Raw genomic sequence first — 20,201 nt, 5'->3', positions numbered from 1 at the left:
CTGAAAGGGGAAAAAGACTCCTACAGTTACGTAAACATGAGACGGCCGAGTCTAGTTTTCTTCTTCTTCTTCGACGACTTCGGGTTCCGAGAGACCGCTCTGGAGACTCTCGATACCGTCGACCCACTCCGTGACGAGGCCGAACTCGATGTCGTCGAGGACGGTGATGTCGAGTTCCTCGCCGGCGACGACGTTCGTCCCCATCTGCACGATGTAACCCAGTGCGGCGTCGAGGTCGTCTGCCTTCTCGGCGTCCGCGGCGGCGAGAACGTACGCCTCCAGGTCGTCTTCGAGGTCGGCAGGACCCGCGACGAGGTACTCTTCAGCCGTGAAGAAGGCACAGGTGAGACTCGTCTGGACGCTGCCGATGAGAATCTCGCCTTCTTCGTTCTCGGATTCGAACTCGGCTTCCGCCATGACGATGTCGTGGACGGTGGCGAGTTCGTCGAGTGCCTCTTCTTGGTCGAGCGTGCCGTCGTCGTACGCGGCCAGAATCTTCGCGATTGCGATTGCCGCGTCGTTCTGGATGTTCATCAGGAGGCGCCCGGTCTCTTCGCTTTCGAGGTCCAGGTCCTCTTCTTCGACGCGTGTCAACCAGTTCTGCCAGCGTTCCGGGGAGTAGTATCGTTCCTCGGCCTCGGTCATACCTACATCCTCCCGTGCCGGACTCAAATGCCTTTCTTATCGGATGTACTGCATGCGACCCCGGGGCGTGCCGGAGGACAGCACGGACGTCACCGTGTCGCCGTGGTGCAGGCCGGTCGCGTCGATTACCTGTCGAGCGTCGCCTCGGTGTCGATGTCGTAGACGAGTTCGGGCGTCTCGACGTGCGCGTTCCGAACCGCGGCGTCGTACCCTTCGTCGAGCATCCAGTCCACTCGGCGAGGAACCGTCTTCGGACCCATCACCGCGCCGGGGCGGTCGGGGTCGTCGATGAAGTCGGTCTCCATGAGGAACGGGTCGCCTCGCTCGACGGCCACTTCGAGGCGGTCCCTGTCGCTCATCACGCTCGGCGTCCCGCCGACGAGGTGACCTTGCGCGTAATGCTTGACGACACGCTCACGCGGGACCCCGCGTTCGTCGGCCCACGACGCCACGTCCGAGAGGTCTGTCGTCGACTCTGTGTGGAGTTGGAGTGCACAGTCACAGTCGGCGGCGAGGTCCAGTCCGTGCTTGAGTACCTCGTTCGAGGCGTCCCAGACGGCGTCGGTCACGTCGTAGTGGGGTCGCCCTGACTTCAGGGCGAGTGCGCCGCCCGCGCGGACGAACTCGGCGGCAGTGTCGAGTCCGGCGCACATCAGGTCGCGGGCGTCCTCCGGGTCGTATCCTCTGTCGTCGACGAGTTTCGAGACGAGTCCCGGGTGGACGCCGAGGACGGGCCACGCTCGGCCGTCGAGAATCTCGGACGCCTCGCGCACCACCTCGATGGTCGTCTCGAAGACGGGGCGAAAGTCCGCGCCCGTCTCGACTTCGTGGCCCAAGAGCCACGACGGTTTGTTCACGACGAGGAGGTGCGTCCCGCCGCTTCGGGCGAAGTCCTCGACCGCCTCGACACCGCGCCCGTGGTCCGGGTCGAGGTGGAGGTGGTTGTCCAGCACCGGCGTGTCGAACTCCTGCATGGTCGAGTGGTCGGCCGGCCGGGAAAAAAGCGAACCGTTCGGGACGCGCCGTGGACGTGTTCGAGCGGCGAGCAGTCGACGGTGCGAGACGCGTGTTCAGCCCCGCGAAGTGGTTAGTCGCTACGGGGGCCCGCCAGTTCGTCGAGCGTGACGGCGTAGGTCGCCGCGTTCTGGAGGGCGTCGGACCGGCCGTAACTGCCGGGGGCGATGGCGACGGTTCGGAGTCCGTACTCGTTCGCCGTCTCGAGTGCGGGCTTGAAGTCGGTGTCTCGTGAGGCGATGGCGATGACCTCTGCCCGGCCTTCGACTGCGAATCGAGTCATGTCGACGGCGAGTTTGACGTCCACGTCGCCGCTGGTGACGATGACTTCGAACCCGCGCGCTTCGGCCGCCTGAATCAGTCCGGGAGTCGCGTGTTCGTCGAGATAGAGTCGAGTCGCACTCAACTGTCCGCCGAGGGCCCGCGCCGCCTCACGGATGTCGTCGAGGTCCACGTCGAACTCGTCGCGAAGGACGTTCGGTCCGTCGACGAAGAGGGCGACTCGCCCCGACGGGGAGGCGCCGGAAGCGAACAACCGCCGCAAGAGGTCCATACATCCCCTCACCCCGTTTCGTGTTTATAAATTTCGAGGCTCGTCCCCCGTGTTTCTCCCGCCGTCTCGGGGAACCAGGGGTATCGTTTTGCGACCAGTTCTTAGATAATTGTCCGGTTTTTGCACCAAACTATGAAATACGTCTGAAAACTATGGTGAAATATAGATTTCAGTCAACATAACACATATTATTACATCCATCTGAGATGTGTGTGCCTATGACAGGCAACCCAACGTTCAACAGACGGGCATTCTTGAAGCTCTCCGCTGCGGCGGGGCTCACCGGCATGGCGGGTGTGACAACCGCAACCCCCGGTCGGTCTCCGGGACCCAAAGAGAACGAAGTTCTCGTCGGTGTCTCGAAGGCCGCAGGCAGTCCGCGTCGAGTAGTCGAAGAGCACCTCCCCGGTAAGGCACGAGTCGTTCACGAGAACAAGACCCTCGGGTACGTCGCGGTCGAATTCCCCGATGAAGCGTCCGACGAGGCGTCCGAGAACTTCATCTCGGCTATCACGAGTCGGAAACACGTGAAGTACGCCGAGCGCAACGCAACCCACGAAGCGCTCTACACGACGAACGACCCACAGTACGGAAGTCAGTACGCACCCCAACAGGTCAACGCCGACGTCGCGTGGGACACCACACTCGGGAGTTCCAACGTGACAATCGCCGTGGTCGACCAGGGCGTCAAGTACGACCACCCCGACCTCTCTGCGCAGTTCGGCACGGACAAAGGGTACGACTTCGTCGATACGGACGACGACCCGTATCCGGACGTACTCGCAGACGAGTATCACGGAACCCACGTTGCAGGTATCGCCGCCGGGACAACCGACAACGACGAAGGAATCGGTGGCATCAGTAATTCTTCGCTCCTCTCCGGCCGCGCACTCTCCGAATCGGGAAGCGGTTCGACGAGCGACATCGCAGACGCAATCGAGTGGGCAGCAGACAACGGTGCAGACGTCATCAACCTCTCACTCGGTGGTGGTGGCTACACGTCGACGATGAAGAACGCCGTCTCGTACGCGACCCAGCAGGGGTCGCTCGTCGTCGCCGCCGCCGGAAACGACGGCCGACGAAACGTCTCGTACCCCGCAGCGTACAGCGAGTGTGTGGCTATCTCCGCTCTCGACCCCGACGGGTCACTGGCGAACTACTCCAACTACGGGCCAGAAATCGACCTTGCGGCACCGGGGACGAACGTCCTCTCGTGTTGGACGACCAGCACCGAGTACAAGGAGATATCGGGCACTTCGATGGCGACACCCGTCGTCTCGGGCGTCGCCGGTCTCGCCCTCGCCCAGTACGATATGTCTCCGGCCGACCTGCGGAGTCACTTGAAGAACACCGCAGTCGACATCGGTCTCAAAGACACCGAACAGGGTGCGGGCCGCGTCGACGCGGCCAACGCCGTCGAAACCCAACCCGGCGGTGGCGGCGGGTCCGGCGGGTCTTCGACGACGTCTACCGTCGACGACTCGCTCACCTCGTCGTCAGACTCCGACTGCTGGTCGTACGCGTGGGAGTACAGTTCACCGTCGCAGGTGGTCGTCGACCTCAGCGGTCCGTCGGACGCCGACTTCGACCTGTACGTCGATGAAGGGTCGGGACAGTGCCCGACGACGAACAACTACGACTACCGCTCGTGGTCGACGGACAGTACCGAACAGATTGTCATCGACAACCCTGATACGTCCACCGACCTGACTGTCCTCGTCGACAGTTACAGTGGAAGCGGAAGCTACACCGTGACAATCACCGAAACGCAGTAACGGACAGACGGGACCCCACGTCCCGACACCCCTGCAACCCAAGTGTCAGCATCACAACCACAGATTCTTCATGAGCCTGTCGGGGTGTGGTCCCGTTTTCCCACACGGCAATCGTTCTCGTCTTCCGAGACCTCACGATGCGCTGATACCACCTGGTCTCGTATCTGTACCCATGACTGGGGGAGATGAGTCTGTCACGGTGGGTATCCTCGGATTTCACGACAGCAGGGAGACGAAAGCGCTCAGCAACGCAGTCGAAGCACTGGGCCACGAAGCGTATTGGCTTCACGAAGAGGTAATCGGTATCGACGTGTCGTCCGACGGCGTTCGACTCGAACCTGACGTAGACGTTGTCGTCAATCGACTCTTGCTCTCGAAGTCGACGACCCCGCTCGAAGACCTCTCTATCGCCAGTTGCTACGCTGCCGTCCGTCCGGTCCTCAACGACCCGCGGAACGTCCTCTTCGCCGTCCACAAGCACGCGACAGCGGCCACGCTCGCCGCCGCGGGCGTCCCAATCCCGCACACGTACCTCGCCACGGGGGACGCGAAGTTGAACGAGGAACGGTCCACGTTCGGAACACCGGTCGTCTACAAGACGGCTATCGGAACGAACGGCGGTGGGACGTGGCTCGTCGACCACGACCGACACCTGTCGGCGTCAGTCGACGACCGCCGGGCATTCGTCCAGGAGTATCTCAGCGAGGCCGACGACCACCGTGACCTCAGAGTCTACGTCGTCGACGACGAAATCGTCGGGGCGATGTACCGCTATGCGCCGGCGGGCGACTGGCGCACGAACGTCGCACTCGGTGGTGACGTCGAAGACGCGACCGACGACCTCTCCCAGCAAGCGGCGGGGGCGGCACTCCGTGCGACGCGCGCCCTCGGCCTCGACTACGCAGGTGTCGACCTCATCGAAGCACCCGGCGGGTGGGTCGTTCTCGAAGTCAACCCGACTGCGGGCTTCCGCGGACTCTTCCGCGCGACTGGCCGGTCCCCCGCGGCGGCTATCGCCCGCCTCGCAATCGAACGGGCGGGCGGAAGTGTCACCGAGGCAGACGTAGAACGACTCACCCACGAACTCGACGGGACGCCACCCGAAGACGCACCCTCGTCCGTCCGGGACGACCGCGTGCCGGTCGTTGGCTACACGGAACGCGTGACGGTCACTGGACTCAGTGGGTCGAAAGTCGTTCTCGCGCACATCGACACCGCCGCCGACACGACGCGAATCGACCCCGCGTTGGCGAGAGAGGTCGGCACCGAACCACCGTCTGTCCTCTCCGACGAGGCCACCCCGCGCGTCGATATCGTCGTCGAATTGGCAGGTGACCGACGGACGGTGACGGCCGTCGTCGACGAGGATACCGAAACCGATACACCGCTTCGAATCGGGCGCGACGTGTTGCGAGATTACTACGTCGACGTTCGTCGTCGCGTCAGCACCGAGTCGGGGACCTAAGTAGTCCTTGTTATATCAGGCCAGTCTGTTAACCCTCTAGGAAGCCTCCGTCCACTCGCGCTCGGCCCACCCAACAGAGGGGCCACCTAGCTCGTGGTCAGTGCCAGTTCTCAGGGCACCCTCACCCGTCTCACAGACGGGAGGACAGAACCACGACACGTCCCACACCGGCCGTGAACTGTCGGTGCGTGGCCTCTGGTTGCTCGTGGGTGACGAGCCGTTTTGCTGGCCACTGCTCGAAAGAGCCGTACCCACCGGGGTCGTCTCCCACGCCTTCCGTTAGCCACGCTGAAAATCGTAGTTTAGTTTATAATGATTTATCAAACGAATCGCCGGTTTTATGCTATATACACACATATTAGCCACTATGCCCGAGATGGTGTCCACAAACAGTGCGGATACGTACACAATCGTAAACGAGGTAAATGACCATGGGGCGGCGACCTTGCGGGGGGAAAACGGGTCGACGTACCACGTGACTTCCTACGACGACGAGGCACTTCGCGACTATCTCGCGAGTCACCGTCGTGGCGAGCAGGTCCGTATGGACATCGAACGTGCGGGCGTCCGCGCAAACGTCTGGCAGGTCTCGGCACTCTACCCCGGTGTCCAGGGCTAAGCTAGCACACGGTCACAGAATAAAAAAGACGGAACGGGACGGTCGAATCACTCGTTGACTTCGAGTACTTTACCGGCCGCGATGGTCTGTCCCATGTCGCGGATTGCGAAGCTACCGAGTTCGGCGATTTCTGACGATGGCTCGATGCTGAGTGGTTTCTGCGGCCGCAGCGTGACGATAGCGGCGTCACCGGCTTTGATGAAGTCGGGGTTCTCCTCGGCGACTTCACCCGACGCGGGGTCGAGTTTCTGGTCGAGCGATTCGAACGTACAGGCGACCTGTGACGTGTGCGCGTGGATGACTGGCGTGTACCCAGCGGTGATGACCGATGGGTGCTGCATGACGACGATTTGCGCTTTGAACGTCTTCGCGACGGACGGCGGGTCGTCTGCCGGGCCACAGACGTCGCCGCGGCGGATGTCGTCTTTGCCGACACCACGGACGTTGAACCCGATATTGTCACCCGGGCCGGCCTGCCCGACTTCCTCGTGGTGCATCTCGATGGTCTTGACCTCGCCGGAGATGTCAGACGGCTGGAAGCTCACGTTGTCACCGACGTTCAGGACACCAGTCTCGACGCGTCCGACGGGAACGGTCCCGATACCCGAGATGGTGTACACGTCCTGAATCGGAATTCTGAGTGGCGCGTCCGTCGGCGGTGACGGTTCTGGGAGGTCGTTCAGCGACTCGAGGACGGTCGGCCCGTCGAACCACGACATGTTGTCCGAGTGTTCGGAGATGTTGTCCCCTTCGAACGCGGAGATGGGGATGAATCGTGCGTCGTCGGTGTCGAACCGTACCTGTTTCAGGAGTTGCTGCACCTCTTCTTTGACTTGATTGTAACTGTCTTCGTTGTAGTCGACAACGTCCATCTTGTTGATGGCGATGATGAGTGTCTCGATACCGAGCGTCCGGGCCAAGAAGACGTGCTCGCGGGTCTGTGGGGCCACACCGTCGTCGGCGGCCACGACGAGAATCGCGTGGTCGGCCTGCGACGCGCCGGTAATCATGTTCTTCACGAAGTCGCGGTGGCCGGGCGTGTCCACGATGGTGAAGTAGTACTTGTCCGTGTCGAAGCGCTGGTGAGCGATGTCGATGGTGACCCCGCGTTCACGCTCTTCGGCGAGGTTGTCCATGACGTAGGCGAATTCGAAACCCGACTTGCCCTTGGACTCCGCTTCCTCGCGGTGCTGTTCGATGATGTGTTCCGGTACGCTGCCTGTCTCGAACAGGAGTCGACCGACGAGCGTGGACTTCCCGTGGTCGACGTGTCCGATGATGGCTAAGTTCTGGTGTGGTTTGTCTGCCATGGTATCAGGGCACTGTTGCCCAGTTTGGTAGAATATGACACCCAAGGGTATATCCGTTTTCCCGAGATAGAGTGTTTCAGCGCCATATGCCCGCGAATCCGACGTTTTTGGTCCTGTGAATCTCTGGAATAGTAGACTATTCGTGGGACGAATGCCGAGCCGTGTCGTGTTTTTCAGTAGACAATTCCTGCCGGTGATAGTAGGAGAACATATATCAATTGAAGAATAGGAATTGAGTCAACGACCACAATGTGCCACGAAGTCGCCCAACCAGTAGTCGAGCGTCGAACAGTGGCCGTCGGTCACGGTGGCGAAGTCACGGACCCCGGCGTTGGAAGCGACGAAGCACGACGATTCCGCGGCTCCCGAAGCGAGAACAGCAGAGAACTGGAGATGTAGTCTGTGAGACGGCGAAGAACACTCAGAGATTACGCATCGCGGCGGACATCTCGGCGAAGGTGGCGGTACGGCGGACGGGCGTCGAGCGGACAGGCGTCTGTTCCTCAGAACTTACAACAATCATAGTAACTATTTCTACGTACACCCTCATAAATCTATCTCCGGCCGGCGTGGAGAGGGGCATCCCAACTCGAAACGCGTGGTATCTGGGCATCACCCAGACGACCACTCGCTCGGACGTGTTGAGAAATCTTTATTTACACACGCCCAATCGTGACAATTGCATGGCAACAGACGACCGAACCAGTATTCGAAGCCGTGAGTCCGGTGCGACTCGCGGCTGGGTTCCGCGATAGTTGTACCGACGCTGTTTCTGACCGATTACTAACGAGCATTCGTCTTCCCGTCCAGCGACGCCGTCGTTCTGACACCCGAGGTGACGCCAATGCGTCGAAGTGAGGTGACGCTCTTCACGAGTCGTGAGAGCGAAGGCTGGGAGAACGACACCGTCCAACTTGCCGTCCGGGCAGGACTCGTCCGACAGTTCGGCAGTGGACTGTTCGGGTTCACACCCTCGGGGCAGCGAGTCCGTCGAAACGTCATCGGCCTCATCGAAGCGGAGATGAACGCCATCGGCGGGCAAGCTGTCAGCCTCCCCAGTCTCCAGCACAAAGCCATCTGGAAACAGAGTGGCCGCTGGGGGAACTTCGAAGACGAGATGTTCACGTTCGAAAACCGCGACGGCCAAGCGATGTGTCTCGCACCCTCGCACGAAGAGGGTGTCGTCCACCTCGTCGAGGGGTTCGTCCGGTCATACGAAGACGTCCCCCGACTCTTCTATCAGGTGGCGCGGAAACACCGCGACGACCACCCCCGGAACGGACTCCTCCGGACAAAAGAGTTCACGATGAAAGACGCGTACAGCCTCCACGCCACCGAGGAGTCGCTCGACGAGTGGTACGCTCGCGTGCGCGACGCCTACTGCCGCATCTTCGACGCACTCGGCATCGACTTCGTCGTCGTCGACGCGGAGAACAGCGTGATGGGCGGGTCTGCGTCCGAGGAGTTCGTCGCACTCGTCGAGACGGGGAGCACCGCACTCGTCTCCTGTGAGACGGACGGGTGTCGCGTCGGTGTGACTGACGAGTCGGGTGACGGCCACCTCGCTGCCGGCGACTCGTGTCCCGTCTGTGGGGGCAGGCTCACCGCCGGAGAGGGCATCGAGATTGGACACGTCTTCAAACTGGGCACGCGGTACTCCGTCCCCGCAGGTCTCACAGTTGATACGGCCGATGGGTCGACGCGACCCGTCCAGATGGGAAGCTACGGTATCGGTGTCGACAGACTCGTACACACACTCATCGAACAACACGCAGACGACGACGGGTGTCGGTGGCCCGTGACGGAAACCGGGACCGTCGCACCCTACACCCTCGCAATCGTCCCCCTCGACTACGATGGAGCGATAGCGCAGGCCGCCGACCGACTCCACGATACGTGCGGGCGCGATGAGACACTCCTCTTCGACGACCCCGACCAGACTATCGGCGAACGCTTCGCCGAGAGTGACTTGCTGGGTATCCCCCGGAAGGCAGTCCTCGGAAACAACTTCCGAGAGACTGGCGAAGTCGAACTCGAAACACGCGACGGCGACACGGAGTTCGTCGAACTCGAACAGGTTGCCGACATCGTCAGTCGATAGCCCGCCTGTTCTCTCGCGTTCGCGCCCATTTGTTTAGCAACTCTGTGTCACGAGCGACCGCATCGGGCGGACGATCCATTCTGTATCGCACTATCTAGTTTATTGGTGCGTCACTCCGTCTTCTACCCGAACTCCGGCAAGGTGGCAGATTTCGCCGTTCGGGTTGCGGGTTCGTGGTGTTTTCACCCAATCACGAGTACCATTCGATGCACATATGTGCTTACTCCGCGAGAGGAGATACCAAAGCATTACTTATCGCAGTTCGCAGTGCCGGGTATGGGCCTTCGAAAGCCGCCGTTGTACGACGCCCACGCTGACGCCGGGGCGCGTTTCACGGAGTTCGGCGGATGGGACATGCCTGTGGAGTACGACTCCATCAAGGCAGAACACGCGGCAGTCCGCGAGGCCGTCGGCATCTTCGACGTCTCACACATGAGTGAGATAGAGGTGTCCGGCCCGGACGCAACCGCGTTGATGCAACGCCTGACGACGAACGACGTGACGGCCCTCGACCCGGGTGACTCGCAGTACTCGGCAATCGTGAACGACGAGGGTGTCATCATCGACGACACCGTCGTCTACCGATTACCCGACCGCGACGACCGGGTGTACCTCTTCATCCCGAACGCAGGGCACGACGAAGAGATGTACGACCGGTGGACCTCGTTCCGCGACGAGTGGGACCTCGACGCCACCGTCGATGACGTGACCGAAGACTGGGCCATGTTCGCGGTACAGGGGCCCGACGCACTCGAGACAGTCACCGACGCCGCGCCCGACGCGAATCTCGGCGAGTTGTCGAAGTTCCAAGCGACGTTCGCTGACGTGGCGGGCGTCGAGTGCTGGGTCGCCCGCACGGGCTACACCGGCGAAGATGGCTTCGAAGTCCTCTGTCCGTGGGACGACGCCGAGACAGTCTGGTCGTCGCTCGACGCGACACCCTGTGGTCTCGGGTCCCGCGACACCCTCCGGATGGAGATGGGGTACCTGCTCTCCGGGCAGGACTTCGACCCCGAAGACGAACCCCGAACCCCCTACGAGGCGGGCATCGGCTTCGTCGTCAAGAGAGACACCGAGTTCGTGGGGCGCGACGCCCTCGAACGCCAGAAGGAAGCAGGAGTCGACGAGACGTTCGTCGGTTTCACGCTCCTCGACCGAGGCGTCCCCCGTCACGGCTACGACATCGCCACCGAGGACGGCGACGTCGTGGGCGTGGTGACCAGTGGGACGATGAGTCCGACGCTGTCGGAACCCATCGGCCTCGGATACGTCCCGACCGAGTACGCGGAGGAGGGGACCGTCCTGTACGTCCTCGTCCGCGGCAGAGAAAAGCGCGCAGAGATAGTCACACCACCCTTTATCGACCGATAATGTTCGAAATTCCCGACGACAAGAAGTACCTCGAATCGCACGAATGGACCACCACCGACGGCGACACCGTCCGTGTCGGCATCTCCGACTTCGCTCAGGACGAACTGGGCGACGTCGTGTTCGTCGAACTCCCCGCCGAGGGTGACGAACTCGCCGCCGGCGACGAATTCGGCGTCGTCGAGAGTATCAAGGCGGTCTCCGACCTCTACGCCCCGATTTCGGGCACAGTCGTCGCCGTCAACGAAGACCTCTTCGACGCGCCCGAACTCGTCAACGACGACCCGTACGGCGACGGGTGGATGCTCGAGCTTGAACCGTCCAACACGGACGAGTTCGACGACCTCCTCTCCCCCGAGGAGTACCGCGAGCAGACGGAGTGAGATGACGGCTGGAAACGGACGACGGGTCGGAAGCCCGTACGCCCCTCACACAGACGCTGACGAGGCCGCGATGCTCGACGCCATCGGTGTCGACTCCGTCGAAGACCTCTTCGACATCCCGGCCGACGTGCGCTTCGACGACGAGTTCGGTATCGATTCGACCGACGAACGAGAACTCAGACAGTCGCTCGCGGACCTCTTCGCCCGCAACGAGGAGTTGACCGAGTTCCTCGGCCGGGGCCACCACGCCCACTACGTGCCGGCACTCGTGGACGACCTCTCGCGCCGCTCTGAGTTCCTCACGTCCTACACACAGTACCAACCGGAGATTGCGCAGGGCTTCCTGCAAGTTCTCTTCGAGTACCAGTCGATGCTGGTCGAACTGACCGGCCTTCCGGTGGCGAACTGCTCGATGTACGACGCCGCGACGGCCCTCGCCGAGGCCGCACTCCTCGCGAACCGCCTCCGACGCGGTGCGAGCGGCCACCGCGTGCTCGTCCCCGAGCACCTGCACGAAGGCCGTCTGGGTGTCCTCGAAAACTACCTCGACGGCGCAGACATGGAAATCGGCGAGTACCCGATGGACGACGGCGCTGTCGACGTCGACGCCCTCTCTGACCTCGTGGACGACGAGACGGTGATGGTCTACGCCGAGAGTCCGACCGTCCGCGGCGTCATCGAAGAACGACTCGCCGACATCGGCGACATCGCCCACGAGAACGACGCACTGTTCTGTCTCGGAAGCGACGTCGTCGCCCTCTCACTCCTGCAAGAACCCGCGAGCGTCGGTGCCGACGTCGTCGTCGGCGAAGCAGGTGCACTCGGTATCGGGTCGGCCTACGGCATGGGCCTCGGTATCTTCGCGACTCGTGAAGAGTACCTTCGACAGGTTCCGGGCCGCCTCGTCGGCGTCTCCGAGGACTCCGAAGACATGCGAGCGTTCACGCTGACGCTCCAGACCCGCGAACAGCACATCCGCAAAGAGCGAGCCACGTCGAACATCTGTACGAATCAGGCGTGGGTGGCGCTCCGAACTGCCATGCACATCGCGTGGCTCGGCCCGGACCGCCTCGTCGGCGTTGCGAAAGACGCTGTCACCGAGGCCCGTGACCTCGCCGAGCGTCTCGACGACCTCTCGGGCGTGAAGGCTCCGGTCCACGACCGGCACCACTTCCGCGAGTTCGTCGTCTACACCGACCAACCCGCACCGGCGATTACGAACGACCTCGCGGGTCGCGGGTTCGCGGTCCACGCACTCGACGACCACCACATCCAGGTCTGTATCACCGAGGCGAACGCCGACGCCGCAGACGAATTCGTCGCGGCCTTCGAGGAGGTAGCCTGATGAACTTCGACCAAGCCCGATTCAGCCGTGACGACGTGTACGAACCGCTCCTGTCCGAAAAGGACAGCACCACCGTCGAAGTCGACGCCGACGGCGTCCTCCCCGACGACCTGACTCGCGACGAACTCACGCTGCCGGGACTCTCGGAACCCCAACTGGCGCGGCACTACACCCGCCTGTCGCAGATGAACTACAGCGTCGAACTGGGACCGTACCCACTGGGGTCGTGTACGATGAAGTACAATCCGTCGTTCACCGAGGACGTCGCTGGCGACGCCCGCGCGGCGGTTCACCCCGACCGGTCTGACCGAACGGTCCAAGGGACGCTCGGCCTCCTCCACGGACTCCAGGAGCACCTCGCCGACATCGGCGGCATGGACGCCGTGACGCTCCAACCGCCGGCCGGTGCCGCAGGTGAATTCACCGGCATCCTCATCGCGAAAGCGTACCACGAGGCCCGCGACGACGACCGCTCGGAGATTATCATTCCGGCGTCCGCCCACGGGACGAACTTCGCGTCCGCCGCGATGGCGGGGTACGACGTGGTCGAACTCCCCTCTGACGAGGATGGCCGCGTCGACATCGAAGCGCTCGACGCCGCCATCTCCGAGGAGACGGCCGCGCTCATGCTCACGAACCCGAATACGCTCGGGTTGTTCGAGCGCGACATCGTCGAAATCGCGGACATGGTCCACGAGGCAGGCGGACTGCTCTACTACGACGGTGCGAACTTCAACGCACTCCTCGGCCGTGCTCGCCCCGGCGACATGGGCTTCGACATCATGCACTACAACGTCCACAAGACGTTCGCGACGCCCCACGGCGGCGGTGGACCGGGTGCTGGCCCGGTCGGTGTCGTCGAAGAACTCGCCGAGTATCTCCCGAGTCCGATGGTCCGCGAGACGGCAGCAGGGTACGAACAGTACGAACCCGAGTCGTCCATCGGGAAAGTCCACGGGTTCGCCGGCAACTGGTTGGTGCTCGTGAAGGCGTACGCCTACATCGCCCGTCTCGGCGACGAAGGCCTCGCAGACGCCAGCGCGAAGGCTGTGTTGAACGCGAATTACCTCGCCTCGCAAATCGACCTCGACGTGCCGTACGGACCGTTCCACCACGAGTTCGCGGCCACGTCGGGTGACCGCGACGCCGCAGACGTGGCAAAGCGGATGCTCGACTACGGCGTCCACCCGCCGACGACGAAGTGGCCCGAACTCGTCCCCGAGGCGATGCTCACGGAACCCACGGAAGTCGAGGACAAGGCGTCGCTCGACGACCTGGCACACGCGTTCAACGCCGCGTACGCCGACTCGGACGAGGCACTGGAGACAGCGCCCTCGAAGACGAGTGCCCGACGCATCGACCAGGTGTCTGCGGCACGCAACCCGCGACTCTCCTGGCAGTCGCTCGGCGACGAAGAATAACGAAACTCGATTTTTTCTTACGCTTCGGCTTTCGCGTAGGTCTCCACGTCGTCCGTGATGTGGATGTAGCCGTAGTCGCAGTTCGTACAGTGCCACTTGGTCTTCTTTCCGAGGTGGACCTGCATGCTGGCGGCGAGGTAGAACGTGTCGTTGCCACAGACCGGGCAGTCGCGTTCGATTTCGAGGTCGCTCATGAGAGCGAATCCGTCGTGGTCGTTGTTGAAGATATTGGTTCGTGGTCGGTCCCGTGTGCAGCCAAAGGGCACGTATTCTGACGCCATAAACTACATAGCGCGATACAAAATCGGGTGGTTCGGAGAAAAAGAGTGCTCAGGGTCGCTGTCGTCGGTGAGTCGAGAGGTCCGACAGAATTCGACGGTAAACCGGCCAGTGTACCACTTAAATGACCTGAATATCGAGGGCGATAATTTGGCACATAGAACTTTACACACATTCACTAATTTTCGAGTGAACAATGAGTCGGACAATTTTGTGCGTCGATACAGCGGGTCGAATTGACGAGGTGTCGGCCGCCATAGATGCCGAAGAGACGTTCGAGGCAGTCGAAGCCACGTCTGTCGAAGATGCCCGAACGATACTGGACGAACGGGCCGTCGTCTGTGTCGTCACGGGATACGAACTCGACGGTGGGAGTGGTCTCGAAATCGCTCAGGCAATCAGACAGACCGCACCGCAGACACCGTGTGTGCTGTTCACCGACGTGTCACCGGGAGAAATCGACACGGCATCCTTCGAGGAGGTGCTCTTAGAGTACGTCAACCGAGACTTACCCGACGCGTACGACCGATTGACGTTCGTCGTCGACGACGTCATCAACCACAGCGCGCAGGTCAGTTTCTTGAAACCGGACGACGAGCAGGAACGACTGGACGCACTCGCACAGTACGATATCGACGAACTCCCTATCGAGGAGAGTTTCGACCGACTCACAGATTTGATCGCGAGTCACTTCGACACGGCCATCGCGTTCATCGGTCTGGTCGAAGCGGACGAAGAGAACATCCTCTCGTGTCACGGCGGCGACTGGGACCGACTCACGCGCGAAGAGACCATCTGCACCCACAGCATGTTACAGGAGGACGTGATGGTCGTCGAAGACCTCAGAGAAGACAAGCGGTTTAGCGAGAACCCTCACCTCGCGAACCTCGGCATCCGCTCGTACGCGGGCGCGAACATGACGACCAGCGACGGCCACGTCATCGGACAAGTGTGCCTCATCGACCACGAAGTGCGGACGTACGACGCCGAAGAGCGACACGAACTCCAGCAGTTCGCCGAGACGGCGATGGAGATTCTCGAACTCAGACAGGGTGCGCGTAGAACGCGAACCGTGGAGGTAGTCCAATGAGTCTCGGGTCTTCGGCGTCGTTCACCGCCGACTCGATGGGACTCGACGCGATAGATAGTGGGACGAGCATCCTGCTCGTCGGCGACGACTCGGACGCACTCCAGTCCGTCTTCTACCGACTCGTCGCCGCAGAAGAGGACGAACGAAGCGTCGTGGTCGCGACGAACGAGAGTGGGCGAGGCGTCCAACGCGCCCTCAACCGGGCCGTCCGCGGGGCCGGGTCTCGGTCCTCCGTGTTGACCGGAACCGGCGCCAGTGGGACCGACATCGACGCGATAGACGACCTCGGAGACCTCACGAAACTCGGGATGAACCTCTCGATGCACCTCTCGGAGTCACAGCAACAGACACCTCGATTCCGGGCGGGAATCTACCTCTGTTCGACCATCTGCGCGGAGGCCGACGACGTGCGCTCGGTCTACCGACTGCTGAACTCGAACTTCCTGTCGGAACTCCGACGCGGCGACGGAATCGGTATCTGCGCCCTCGACACGAGTAGCGACATCGGCGCGAGCGTGAACAGCGTCGTCGCCGGAATGAAGACGTCGTTCAAAGCGTGCATCGAAGTCGAAAAGACCGGACGGCGCGAGGCGACGCTCACCACCTCGGGCCTCTCTGGAGTCGACGAGACGGTCACCGTCTCGCTCTAACGAACGGCTACGCGTCGCCGGCGTCACCGGCGTCGATACTCCCGAGTTCTGGTGCCGTGTCCTCGCGGACCCGCGCTTGCAGTTTTCCGATAGCGACAGAGACGACGTAGATACCGACTGCGACGAGGACGATGACGCCGCCCGCCGTCGCCTCACCGTAGTAGGACACGCCGATTCCGATGAGGACGGCGAGTTCGGCGAGCACGACGGAGACGAGGAGCGACTCGGAGAAACTCCGCGACACCTGCGCCGCGCCGGCGACGGGCACGACGAGCATCGCGGCGACGAGGATGACGCCCATAATCTGCATCGCACCGACGACGACGAGTGCGGTCAGCATGACCATCACGCGGTTGTACCACGTGACTGAGAGACCGGAGACTGCCGCCGCCGTCTCGTCGAAGGTGACGTAGAGGAGTTGGTTGCGCGTGAGTGCGACGGTACCGACGATAACAGCGAAGAGTACGAGGAGAATCGCTGCGTTCTCCGCCGAGACAGTCGAGAGGTTACCGAAGAGGTACTGGTTGATACCGACCGCGAGACCACCGGCGTTGAGGCTGATGAGTACCGTCCCGAGTGCGAACCCCGTCGAGAGGACGATAGCCATCGACACGTCGTTGTAGGCGTCCGTCGCCTCGGAGATGAGTTCGATGAGGAGTGCGGCGATGACTGCAACGACGACGGCGGTCAGGTACGGTGAGACGCCGAGGCTGAGGACGCCGTTGAGGAACAATCCGACGGCGACACCGGCGAATGCCGTGTGTGCGAGGGCGTCCCCGATGAGCGCGAGTTGTCGGTGGACGAGGAACGTCCCGATGAGGGGGGCCATGACGCCGATACAGAGGCCGACGAGGATGGCGCGGTGCATGAACTTGTACTGCGGGCTGATGAGTTCGAGGCCAGTCAGGTAGTACAGTTGGGTCAACAGCCAGTACCAGAACTCGAGGATGCCGTACATCGGCGCGAGGAGCGTGTCCAGGAGGCCTGTTTGCAGCGGAACGAGGAGGGCCGCGGTCATCAGTTCCCTCCCAAGAACGTCGCTGCCGTCCCGAACGCGCGAGCGAGTGCGTCGCTCTCGACGAACTCCTCGGTCGGGCCGTCGAAGTATATCTCACGGTTGAGACAGACGACTCGGTCTGCGTGTTCGGTGACTGCGCTCAGGTCGTGTTCGATGAGTAGGATGGTGATACCCGACTCGTTGAGCGATTCGAGCAGTTCGTAGAAGGCGTCGACCGATTCCGCGTCCACCCCAACGGTCGGTTCGTCCAGCACGAGCAGGTCTGCTTCACTCGCGAGTGCCCGTGCAATGAACGCTCGTTGTCGCTGGCCACCGGAGAGTTTCGTCACGCGCCGGTTTGCGAAGGCCGTCATGCCGACTGTTTCGAGAGCGTCGTCGACGATTCGGTCGTCTTCGGCAGAGAGACGTCCGAACCCGACGTGTGGGAACCGACCCATGCGCACGACTTCGCGCACCGTGATGGGCATCTCCTTCGAGGCACTCGCATGCTGAGCGACGTAGCCGATTCGGGCACCGTCGTCGAAGACGTGTGACGGTTCGCCGAACAGGGTCGCGGTGCCATCGTCGGGGCGGAGCAGGCCCAACATGAGTTTCATCAGCGTCGACTTCCCAGACCCGTTCGGGCCGACGACAGCGACGTACTCGCCGGGGTCGATGCGGAGTGAGATGTCTTCGACGACAGGGCTCGCGGTGTAGCCGAACTCGACGTTCGAGAGTTCGACGATTGCTTCTTCGGACTGCGACGCAGACCGACCTTCAGACGCCCGGTCGGAAGCGGTCATCGTGCTCACTCGAAGTTCCTCCACTCGTCGTTCCACCCATCGTACCCGACTTCGTCGGGCGTCTTGTTTCCGAGGACGATTTCGAACGTCGGCATGTTGATGTTGTAGGCGATTTCCTCGTAGCCCCAGTCGTTCTCGACCCAGTCTTCGCGGACGCCCGCGTAGGGAGTCACCGGGTAGTAGGCTTCGACGTCCGTCTCCGCAATCAACTGCTTCGCTGGCTTTCGCGTCTCGAAGACACCGGCACCGACGTATTTGATGTCGTTCTCGTCGATAACACGCTTCGCCTCGGTGATGTCGGACGGTTTCACGTCGCCACTGGCCGCGAGGTTGACGACGAGTGGGCGCATCTCGACGCCGTAGCGCACACCGATGTACTGGAACGCGTTGTGGGCGGCCAACTGGACCACCTTCCGCTCTGCTTCGTCGAAGATACGCTGGTAGTCGCGGTCGATTCGGTCGAGAACCTCGGTCTTGTACGTCGCGGCGTTGTCCCGGAAGGTGTCTTCGTACTCGGGTGCGAGTTCGACGAGGCCCTCGGTGATGTTGTCCACAGCGGTCTTCGCGCGCTGAGGGTCGAGCCAAAAGTGAGGGTCCTTCCCTCGGCCCTGGCCCACGCCCTCTTCTTCTCTGTCGAGACTGGCGGCGAGTTCGACGAGTTCGACGCCCTCGCGGACGTTGATGAGTTGCGTGTCCACGTCGTCGTCTTTCAGCGTCTGAATCGCGCGGTCGGCCCACGGTTGGAAGTCCTCTCCGACGTGGACGAAGGCGTCCGCCTCGATGATGTCCCGTGTGACACTCGCGTCGGGTTCCCACCCGTGGCCGTGGAGACCCGTGGGAATCAAGTTCTTCAGCGTCACCGGTGTGTCCTTCGCAACCTTTCGGGCGAAATCGTAGAAACTGAAGAAAGACGCGACGACGACGGGACCGTCGTCAGATTCGATGGCGTTCGAGTTCGAATCACTCTCAGAAGCACCGCCAGTTCCACCGAGACACCCGGCGAGGCCAGCAGTCACGAGACCGGTTCCAGCGGCGAGTACGCGCCGTCGAGATACCGTTCGTTCTCGTTCGAAACGAGATTCGTTGGTCATTACTATCTGATATAGACTGGAGCAAGCATATAGATGTATTGCTCTAAGTTTGAATTTAGACGCGTCAAAATTAGTGCCACATAGTCCTTCTATCCAACTAAGCCGACCCCGACGAGCGACCCGATTCCGTACGTCAACGCAGCGGCAACGAGGCCGATACCGACCTGCCGACCACCAGAGAAGAGGAGACTTCGCCCAGTCAACACGGTGATTCCCGCACCGATGGCGAAGAGTCCGATGGCACTCAGTACGAGACTCACGACGACGGCCGTCAGTCCAGAGATGAAGAAGAACGGAATCACCGGGATGACAGCGCCGATAGCGAAGAGGACGAACGAACTCGCTGCTGCCCCCCACGCGGACCCTCCGAGGTCCTCCGGGTCGATAGCGAGTTCTTCGCGCGCGAGCGTGTCGAGTGCGGTTTCGCGGTCGGAGACGATTTGCATCGCGAGTTCGGTCGCCCGCGCGTCCGGGATTCCCTTCGCGCGATAGATGAGCGCGAGTTCTTCGGCCTCTTGTTCCGGTGTCGCTTCGAGCTCGGCGGCCTCGACGGAGAGTTGACGCTCGTACAGTTCGCGCGAACTCTGCACCGAAAGCCACTCGCCCATCGCCATCGACCCCGACCCGGCGACGAGGCCAGCGAGACCGGCGATGAGAACCGACTCAGGGGAGAGCGACGCGCCGGCGACACCCATCACGAGACTGAGGTTCGAGACCAATCCGTCGTTGGCACCGAGAACCGCCGCTCGGAGCGTGTTTCCACTCGTCGCGCGGTGACGTCCCTCCAGCATCGCGAGCGTCGTCCCCTGCACGCCTTCTGTCGTCTCAGAGAGTGCCCGAAGTGTGCGTGCGTGGCCGTGTTCGTCCGCCGCGATGGCCGTCTCTCCAGCGTCGAGATAGGTTGCTGCGCCGTCGACTTCGCGTTCGGTGAGGGTGGACAGGACGACACTGGGACCGAACCGTCGTGCGAGTCGTGCGAGAACCCGTGCACGCCACGACGGCGTCGACGACAGCGAATCGTCGTCGTCGATGATTTCTCGCAGTCGTTCGGCGTGACTGCGTTCCGAGTTCGCCAGTCTGTCGTAGACGGACTGGAGTTCCGGCGTGTCGGCGAGGTCCGCCAGCACGTCGTAGAGATAGGCACCGTCTATCTCGTCGCGGTACGCCGCTTTGGCGCGCTCAATGTCGATGGACGGTGAATCACTCATCATTACTGGCTGATACGACCGGAGTTAGCATAGCTATCGTGCTACACCACCGTCCGCAGTCGGCCGACCGACGGACACTCACCC

Annotated in this window: 20 protein-coding genes; 11 read left to right on the top strand and 9 right to left on the bottom strand. The window is 62.1% G+C overall.

What is annotated here, in order from left to right:
* Positions 1-51: 51 nt before the first annotated feature.
* From GJR96_RS08590 to GJR96_RS08580, 3 genes are all read right to left on the bottom strand, one after another.
* Positions 52-645, bottom strand: a complete 594-nt coding sequence (locus tag GJR96_RS08590; RefSeq protein ID WP_151162564.1) for a DUF2150 family protein — start codon at positions 643-645, stop codon at positions 52-54.
* Positions 646-770: 125 nt separating this feature from the next.
* Positions 771-1,619, bottom strand: a complete 849-nt coding sequence (locus tag GJR96_RS08585; RefSeq protein WP_151162563.1) for a TatD family hydrolase — start codon at positions 1,617-1,619, stop codon at positions 771-773.
* 113 nt (positions 1,620-1,732) lie between these two features.
* Positions 1,733-2,212 (bottom strand): NYN domain-containing protein, encoded by a 480-nt coding sequence (locus GJR96_RS08580; protein WP_151162562.1) that lies wholly within the window; start codon positions 2,210-2,212, stop codon positions 1,733-1,735.
* 218 nt (positions 2,213-2,430) lie between these two features.
* On the opposite strand from GJR96_RS08580, the gene GJR96_RS08575 reads away from it, so the two are divergent.
* The 3 genes from GJR96_RS08575 (at position 2,431) to GJR96_RS18280 (ending at position 6,071) form a co-directional block, all read left to right on the top strand.
* The gene (locus GJR96_RS08575) at positions 2,431-3,987 is read left to right on the top strand and encodes a S8 family serine peptidase (protein WP_151162561.1); all 1,557 of its coding nucleotides are present in this window, start codon (positions 2,431-2,433) and stop codon (positions 3,985-3,987) included.
* A gap of 172 nt (positions 3,988-4,159) precedes the next feature.
* Positions 4,160-5,452 (top strand): ATP-grasp domain-containing protein, encoded by a 1,293-nt coding sequence (locus GJR96_RS08570; RefSeq protein ID WP_151162560.1) that lies wholly within the window; start codon positions 4,160-4,162, stop codon positions 5,450-5,452.
* A gap of 475 nt (positions 5,453-5,927) precedes the next feature.
* Positions 5,928-6,071 (top strand): hypothetical protein, encoded by a 144-nt coding sequence (locus GJR96_RS18280; RefSeq protein WP_225317720.1) that lies wholly within the window; start codon positions 5,928-5,930, stop codon positions 6,069-6,071.
* A 47-nt stretch (positions 6,072-6,118) separates the two neighbouring features.
* On the opposite strand, the gene tuf is transcribed toward GJR96_RS18280, so the two are convergent.
* Complete coding sequence (tuf, locus tag GJR96_RS08560) at positions 6,119-7,381, bottom strand: translation elongation factor EF-1 subunit alpha (RefSeq protein WP_151162558.1); 1,263 nt, start codon at positions 7,379-7,381, stop codon at positions 6,119-6,121.
* Positions 7,382-7,630: 249 nt separating this feature from the next.
* On the opposite strand from tuf, the gene GJR96_RS08555 reads away from it, so the two are divergent.
* The 6 genes from GJR96_RS08555 (at position 7,631) to gcvPB (ending at position 13,999) form a co-directional block, all read left to right on the top strand.
* Positions 7,631-7,780 carry a hypothetical protein gene (locus GJR96_RS08555; RefSeq protein ID WP_154326197.1) on the top strand — a complete coding sequence of 50 codons (150 nt, stop codon included), beginning with the start codon at positions 7,631-7,633 and terminating at the stop codon, positions 7,778-7,780.
* Between the two features lie 445 nt (positions 7,781-8,225).
* Positions 8,226-9,482 (top strand): aminoacyl--tRNA ligase-related protein, encoded by a 1,257-nt coding sequence (locus tag GJR96_RS08550; RefSeq protein WP_151162557.1) that lies wholly within the window; start codon positions 8,226-8,228, stop codon positions 9,480-9,482.
* Between the two features lie 276 nt (positions 9,483-9,758).
* Complete coding sequence (gcvT, locus tag GJR96_RS08545; RefSeq protein ID WP_151162556.1) at positions 9,759-10,853, top strand: glycine cleavage system aminomethyltransferase GcvT; 1,095 nt, start codon at positions 9,759-9,761, stop codon at positions 10,851-10,853.
* Entirely contained in the window at positions 10,853-11,233 is a 381-nt protein-coding gene (gene gcvH / locus GJR96_RS08540; RefSeq protein ID WP_151162555.1) for a glycine cleavage system protein GcvH, read from the top strand. Before gcvT ends, gcvH begins: the two co-directional genes overlap by 1 nt.
* 1 nt (position 11,234) lies before the next feature.
* A complete protein-coding gene (gcvPA, locus tag GJR96_RS08535) occupies positions 11,235-12,578 on the top strand; it encodes an aminomethyl-transferring glycine dehydrogenase subunit GcvPA (protein WP_151162554.1) in 1,344 nt (447 codons plus the stop codon).
* Complete coding sequence (gene gcvPB, locus GJR96_RS08530) at positions 12,578-13,999, top strand: aminomethyl-transferring glycine dehydrogenase subunit GcvPB (protein WP_151162553.1); 1,422 nt, start codon at positions 12,578-12,580, stop codon at positions 13,997-13,999. Before gcvPA ends, gcvPB begins: the two co-directional genes overlap by 1 nt.
* Before the next feature lie 17 nt (positions 14,000-14,016).
* On the opposite strand, the gene GJR96_RS18090 is transcribed toward gcvPB, so the two are convergent.
* On the bottom strand, positions 14,017-14,193 hold the full coding sequence (locus GJR96_RS18090; protein WP_191965830.1) for a DUF7838 family putative zinc beta-ribbon protein: 177 nt from the start codon (positions 14,191-14,193) through the stop codon (positions 14,017-14,019).
* Positions 14,194-14,522: 329 nt separating this feature from the next.
* On the opposite strand from GJR96_RS18090, the gene GJR96_RS08525 reads away from it, so the two are divergent.
* Together GJR96_RS08525 and GJR96_RS08520 are read left to right on the top strand one after the other, a co-directional pair.
* Positions 14,523-15,368, top strand: coding sequence for a GAF domain-containing protein (locus GJR96_RS08525; RefSeq protein ID WP_225317719.1), 846 nt, complete (start codon positions 14,523-14,525; stop codon positions 15,366-15,368).
* On the top strand, positions 15,365-16,018 hold the full coding sequence (locus GJR96_RS08520) for a DUF7504 family protein (RefSeq protein ID WP_151162551.1): 654 nt from the start codon (positions 15,365-15,367) through the stop codon (positions 16,016-16,018). The genes GJR96_RS08525 and GJR96_RS08520 overlap by 4 nt, the downstream gene beginning before the upstream one ends.
* A 7-nt stretch (positions 16,019-16,025) precedes the next feature.
* On the opposite strand, the gene GJR96_RS08515 is transcribed toward GJR96_RS08520, so the two are convergent.
* From GJR96_RS08515 to GJR96_RS08500, 4 genes are all read right to left on the bottom strand, one after another.
* Positions 16,026-17,036: a metal ABC transporter permease gene (locus GJR96_RS08515; RefSeq protein ID WP_151162550.1), complete on the bottom strand. Its 1,011-nt coding sequence runs from the start codon at positions 17,034-17,036 to the stop codon at positions 16,026-16,028.
* Complete coding sequence (locus tag GJR96_RS08510; protein WP_151162549.1) at positions 17,036-17,818, bottom strand: metal ABC transporter ATP-binding protein; 783 nt, start codon at positions 17,816-17,818, stop codon at positions 17,036-17,038. Before GJR96_RS08510 ends, GJR96_RS08515 begins: the two co-directional genes overlap by 1 nt.
* A 5-nt stretch (positions 17,819-17,823) precedes the next feature.
* Positions 17,824-18,909, bottom strand: a complete 1,086-nt coding sequence (locus GJR96_RS08505) for a metal ABC transporter substrate-binding protein (protein WP_151162548.1) — start codon at positions 18,907-18,909, stop codon at positions 17,824-17,826.
* Positions 18,910-18,998: 89 nt separating this feature from the next.
* On the bottom strand, positions 18,999-20,120 hold the full coding sequence (locus tag GJR96_RS08500; protein ID WP_225317718.1) for a VIT1/CCC1 transporter family protein: 1,122 nt from the start codon (positions 20,118-20,120) through the stop codon (positions 18,999-19,001).
* Positions 20,121-20,201 lie beyond the last annotated feature (81 nt).

The sequence above is a fragment of the Haloferax litoreum genome (genome assembly GCF_009674605.1).
GTDB classification, from domain to species: Archaea; Halobacteriota; Halobacteria; order Halobacteriales; family Haloferacaceae; genus Haloferax; species Haloferax litoreum.
This window is presented reverse-complemented; position numbering and strand designations above follow the sequence as displayed.